4 protein-coding genes are annotated in these 5,546 nt (G+C 60.5%); 2 read left to right on the top strand and 2 right to left on the bottom strand.

Annotation, left to right across the window (positions count from 1 at the left end; genetic code table 11):
- The first annotated feature begins 14 nt into the window (after positions 1–14).
- The gene (locus BG61_RS41640; protein ID WP_081868326.1) at positions 15–230 is read left to right on the top strand and encodes an H-NS family nucleoid-associated regulatory protein; all 216 of its coding nucleotides are present in this window, start codon (positions 15–17) and stop codon (positions 228–230) included.
- A gap of 217 nt (positions 231–447) precedes the next feature.
- Here BG61_RS41640 and BG61_RS37470 read toward each other — a convergent pair whose 3' ends face one another.
- Complete coding sequence (locus BG61_RS37470; RefSeq protein ID WP_051673085.1) at positions 448–918, bottom strand: hypothetical protein; 471 nt, start codon at positions 916–918, stop codon at positions 448–450.
- A gap of 248 nt (positions 919–1,166) precedes the next feature.
- Positions 1,167–1,442 carry a hypothetical protein gene (locus BG61_RS37465; protein ID WP_035943225.1) on the bottom strand — a complete coding sequence of 92 codons (276 nt, stop codon included), beginning with the start codon at positions 1,440–1,442 and terminating at the stop codon, positions 1,167–1,169.
- Between the two features lie 569 nt (positions 1,443–2,011).
- Here BG61_RS37465 and BG61_RS37460 point away from each other — a divergent pair.
- Complete coding sequence (locus BG61_RS37460; RefSeq protein ID WP_035943223.1) at positions 2,012–4,945, top strand: Tn3 family transposase; 2,934 nt, start codon at positions 2,012–2,014, stop codon at positions 4,943–4,945.
- Positions 4,946–5,546 lie beyond the last annotated feature (601 nt).

The raw sequence follows: 5,546 nt of genomic DNA, 5'->3' as shown, positions 1-5,546 counted from the left end.
CCGCTAAAAATCCTCTGCATTATCACGATTGGATTTTCATTCGAAGCGCAGGAAAAATCCTCGTGCGTCGATCCCTTTCGGAACGCAGCGACCTTTCGGCCGGATGCTACCGGCGCTGTCACCGTCCGATGTATCAAGACCCGAAGTCCGGCGCGACGTGGAGCGGCCGCGGCCGAGCACCGGCTTGGATTGCGGGAAAGAAGCGTGAGAAATTCTCGATCGCGAAATAAAGCGGTCGATCGGACAGGGGCTGCTCCGCGGCGGTACATGCTGCGTCTTAAGTCCCCCGCTGGCAAATCCATAGGTAACGGGACTTTTCGAAGGGTGGACCGCCTATGCACATCGGCAGAATGTCCTTCGCCGTTGCAAGTATCACTTTTCCGTCGTTGCGCGCTTCCAGATTGGGCAATGCAAGCATGGCGATTGCCTTCCCTTTCCCGCGGAATTTCACTCAGGGCGGTCATCGTATTTTCGCTCGTCATCCTCTCCGGAGTCACGCGGACGCGGCCGGAACCCCTCCAGTTGCGCATGCGCCTCGGCCATAAACACCGTGGGCCAAGTGCCGACGAGGATATCAAGCGCTGTGCGCGCATCAAGTAACAGCGCGGAGATCCGCGCATCATCCAGGCCTTCACCCCACAGCGCACGCTTCACCAACTCGACCGCGCCGCAGTCCGCGACGCACTCAATGACCGGTATGAAACGTTGGTCCGTGAGCGACGAGCCGTACACATGCGCCAGGGCGGCTAACACCGCGAGTTCGGTACGCGTCGGCTTGATCGGCCGGTTGGGTGCCGCCCCGCAGTACGTAGAAAGCCTCGAGGCGCTTGCATGTCGGCGCTGGGTGACGGCGTCGTCGAGCAGCAGCGTCACGCGTGCGACTTCCGCATCAGAAAATCGGCTGTTCTCGGCTGACACGGGCCCTCCCTCCTCCCTCCGTGAATTTTGTATTCTCTGATAATAGACCCAAACGCGACCAAGCTGCCGCTCATCCCCGCTGTTCACTCAAGCCGTCGCGCAACGCGTAGTCAACCCCTTAAGGATTGAACTGAAAGCGTGCTGCCTCTTGTTTGACGGGGTCGCTAGGTCGACCCCGCCGCGGTTTGCCGGTTGATACAGGGCAACCCACACTGCCACTGATTCCGCAGTGGGTCTGCTCTACCGGATTAGCCTTCCTGGTTAGTGAATGGTCCACTAAAGAGGTCCGACGTTATGTCGAGCGCCTGCTGCGGAACCAGCACCGTGCCGCTGCGGACTTGCGAGAGAATGTCCGGTGGCAGCCAGGTCTCTTCGATGGCACCGGTGCCGCTCTCAATCATCTGCTGCAGGAAGAACGACTGCTTGCGCCCCGTGACTTCTGCCAACAGTCGCAGTCGCTGCTCAATCTGTGGATCGATCCGTACTGCGACCACCTTCAGCTTGTTTTCGGCGGTCCTTCTCACTGGATGCTCCTCTAGGCTATGCCGCGCCGGCACCGGGCGTGTCCGCTCGGTGCCTCTGACATCTTGACGTGCGGCCTCTCCATTCGTTAAAAAGTTGGCGCGCTCGCCCACGTATTCGCTTGCCTATTTGCTATCTGGACCCACACTCGGCGATTTTGTCTGCGGCCGCGCCAAGCGTCGCGACAGCGGATTTTTGATGCATGTCGGCACAGCAGCGACGCCTCGGAAAGGTGGGGATCAGGTGGCTGGCCGCTTGCGCGGTCCAGCCGCCTTTCGGATCGACGGTTCCGCCGTCGATCCGCGAGCTGGGCGCTTCATCGGGGCTCGCTCAAGGCGTTGCGCCATGGCTCGGCTCAGTTGCTCCTGCGCTCGTGTCAGTTGGGTGCTGAGCGCCTTGTGCTCAGCACGGGGTAATCGTCCTTTTCGTGCCAAATCTGGCGGTTCCTCCGCAAAGCCTTTATTTATAAGGCTGCCATCGGGGCTGACTGTTGTCAGGAGGCCCCAGAAGCGCCTGCGATAACATACCTGCCCGCGACTACGGATCGCGTGACCTTGACAGGAGGCAGGAAATGCCAGGTCTGGAATTTCGCTATATGGGACAGGATCGCCTGCCCGCCCAACTTTCGGAATTCGACGTGCAGCGCTACTTCGCGTTGACTGACAGCGACGTTTCCGCGGTCAACGAGCGTTTTCGGCGCGATCGCCGTGCTAGCGTCGCGATCCAATTGGTCTTTCTGCGTGCCAGTGGCCACACGCTCGATCATGTCGGCACACTGCCGCGCCAGCTGTTGCGCTATGTCGGCGAGCGGCTCGGTTTGCCTACCCCGACGATCGCCTCGCTCCGCACGCTCTATCAACGCTATAAGACACTGTACGAGCATCAGGTCTGGACCTGCGAATATCTCGGCATGACGTCGATCGAACCGAGCCACTGGGCGGAACTGGAAGCGCGTATGCGACAGGACGCCACCGAATCTCTCACCCTCGACGAGCTGCTCCAGCACGCCCATTTCTGGCTGTATGAGCGTCGCATTCTGATCCCCGCCGACCGGAAACTGCGGGATCTCGGCCGTGCGATCTGGTCGGAAGTTGAACGTGGTCTGCTCGCACTTATCGAGGCAACGGTCACGGAAACGGAGTTGATGCACGCCGATGCCGCCCTCTCTACCCAGCACGGAACCTCAGGAATGAGAGTCCTCGAATGGCTGAAGACGCCGCCGGGGCGACACAGCCCCACGACGCTCAGCGAAACCCTTGAGAAGGTTCGGTTTCTCAAGGAACTCGGCGCGCATACGTGGGGACTCGACGCCGTGCCACTCGAAAAGCAGCGTGCATACGCGCAACGCATCCAGGCTCGCCGTCCTGCGAAGGTCCGCGAACTCAAGGCGTCGACCCGCACCATCGAGCTGATCTTCTTCCTGCGCGTCACGCTGCTCGAGCTGACTGACGCGCTACTCTACCAAACAGGGCGCCGCGTCTCCGACCTCGTACGGCAGGCGTACGACCGCACGACGGTCCGACAGGCACGCTCGGCTATCGAATACCGGCAGCAACTGGTCGCTATCAAGGCTCTGATTCAGGATAGCGAGCGACCGGCGCAAGAACGTCTCGACGATATCGGCAAGCTGCTTGAATGCCTCGTAGACAGCCCACCGGCTAGTCACGCAGCCAGCGTACGCGAAACGCTCTCCGAAGATCACCACCGCATCCGCAACCTCCTGGGGCCATTACGTGAGCTAGGCTTCGTGGGCCGCGATGCGGAGCCGAGCCTGCGACAGTTCGAACTTGTCGGCACACTGCACGACAGTGGCGCTACCGAATTGCCGCGCGACTGCGATGTGCCGGTCAGCGCCGCCTGGCGCGATCTCGTCCAGGGTGACGATCGGGCGCGCGCGTTGCGGGCACTGGAAGCGTCCGCAATCACGGGTCTGCGCAAGGGGCTTCGGCGCGGCTCGGTCTGGATCAACCACAGCCTGTCCTTCCGGGAGCGCGACCAGTTGCTGATTCCCCCCGTGCAATGGGAAAGCGAACGCGATCGCTACCTGTCGTCGCTCGGATTGCCTGGAACCGCTGAGCCATTCCTCGAACGGTTGACGGAACACCTCAAGGCAGGCCTGGCCGCGCTAGAGGAAGCGCGCGAGGCAGGCCGCATGACGATCGGCACCGACGGTGCGCTGCACCTTTCGGCGATCGAAGCGTTGCCAATCGATGGCATACCGAAACGCACGCGGGATCTGATATTCAGGGAAATCGGCACCGCACAGTTCGCCGACATGATCGTGGAAATGGATGCTCGCACTGGCTTCAGCGAAGTGCTCCGGTCACGCAAGGCACGTGATGTGAACGAGCTCGTCTCGCTCTACGCTGCGATGATCGCTCACGGCACCGAACTTGACGCGAGGAGCGTCGCCGCCATGATCCCGCATCTGGACCCGGCGCACATATCGACGGGAATGCGCCTGCTTGAGGTGCCGGGTCGGCTGCCACGTGCAAATGAGCGCGTGGTTGAATTCCAGCGCACCCATCCGATTACGGAACTCTGGGGTACGGGACGGCAGGCATCAAGCGACTCAATGAGCCTGGACACGTCACCTCACCTGTTTTATGCACGGGTCGATCCGCGACGCCGGACCCATGCTGTGGGCATGTACACGCACGTGCTGGATCAACACGGCATTGTCTATAACCAGCCCGTCGTGCTGAACGAGCGCCAGGCTGGCGTGGCTATCGAGGGCGTGATCCGCCACAACGAGAACCGTGATGATGGCGGACTGCTGCGGCTTTCAGTAGACACGCACGGATACACGAACGTCGGGATGGCGGTGTCGAAGCTGCTTGGTTTTGATCTCTGCCCGCGTCTGCGCAACCTCTCGGAACGCAAACTGCATCTGCCGAGAAGCGTGGCGGCGCCCGAGGGACTGGCAGCGGTCGTCGTGTATGAGATCTCTATCAAGGCGATTCGCGAAGGCTGGACCGAACTGCTGCGACTCGTCGCTTCGATTCACGCCGGACGCGTGAGCGCAGTTGTCGCGTTGCAGCGGTTCGGCAGCGCGGCGCAGGGCGACCCCACGTACCGGGCAGCAGACCATCTTGGCAGGCTACTGCGCACGCTGTTTCTGTGTGATTACTTCAGCAACGTGGAGTTTCGGCGCGAAATGCATACGCTGCTTAACCGCGGCGAATCGGTTCATCAGTTGCAACGCGCGATCTACACCGGCAAGATCGCGCCTGAACGCGGGCGGCGCCGCGACGAAATGGTTGCGATATCCGGCTCTTTGACGCTGCTGACAAACGTGGTCATTGCGTGGAATACCCAACGCATCCAGGCAACCCTTGATCGTTGGCGAAGCAAGGGACAAGGGGTTGACGACGACTGGTTGCGGCGGATGGGGCCGGCGCACTTCGCGCATGTCAATTTCCGCGGGACCTTGAGCTTTCCGATCGACCGCTACCGCGAGATGCTGCTGGACGCAGCGCCATGGCGACGCATGGCCGGATCGTGAAGCGGTTTCGTAAAGCAGTGAAGCCGGACATCGATATTGAAGCCGTCGTCCGGCCTATCCGTCTTGCGGTTGAAACGGGACAACGCGCGTCTCGTCACCGGAGCAGCAGCTGCAACGAAACGTGGACGTGAATAACGGGAGCATCGTGAGGATTTGCTAGCCGCACTCAATCATGCTCGGTCGATCAGGCGCCGTGGGATGAAAGCGCCAGATTTTGCATCAAAAGGATGCGCTTCAGCAAAATAGAAACTTCTTATCCCATTGATTTTAAAAGAGAAATCAAAGAAAACCGCCAGATTTTGCACGAAAAGGACGATTACCCCTTAATGGGCAAGAGGCTAGCGGATAACGTCTGTGGATTTGCGCTTTTTGACGTCGCGTGCGCTTGGGATGGAAAGTTGCTCATTCGTATTATCACCTTCGCCGTTACGAGAATGCCTTTTCCGTCGTTGCGCCCTTCTCGATAGGAAATGCAAGCATGGCGATTGCCTTCCCTTTCCCGCGGAAATTTCATTCGGGGCGGTCATCCTATTTTCGCCCGTCGTCTTCTCCGGAGTCAGGCGGCGTCGGCGGCCGCGGCCGGAACCCCTCCAGTTGCGCA

This window comes from Caballeronia glathei, assembly GCF_000698595.1.
Taxonomy (GTDB): domain Bacteria; phylum Pseudomonadota; class Gammaproteobacteria; order Burkholderiales; family Burkholderiaceae; genus Caballeronia; species Caballeronia glathei.
This window is presented reverse-complemented; position numbering and strand designations above follow the sequence as displayed.

Coding starts and splice junctions, on each gene's coding strand:
- BG61_RS37460 (WP_035943223.1), top strand. CDS start 2,012: ATGCCAGGTCTGGAATTTCGCTATATGGGACAGGATCGCCTGCCCGCC.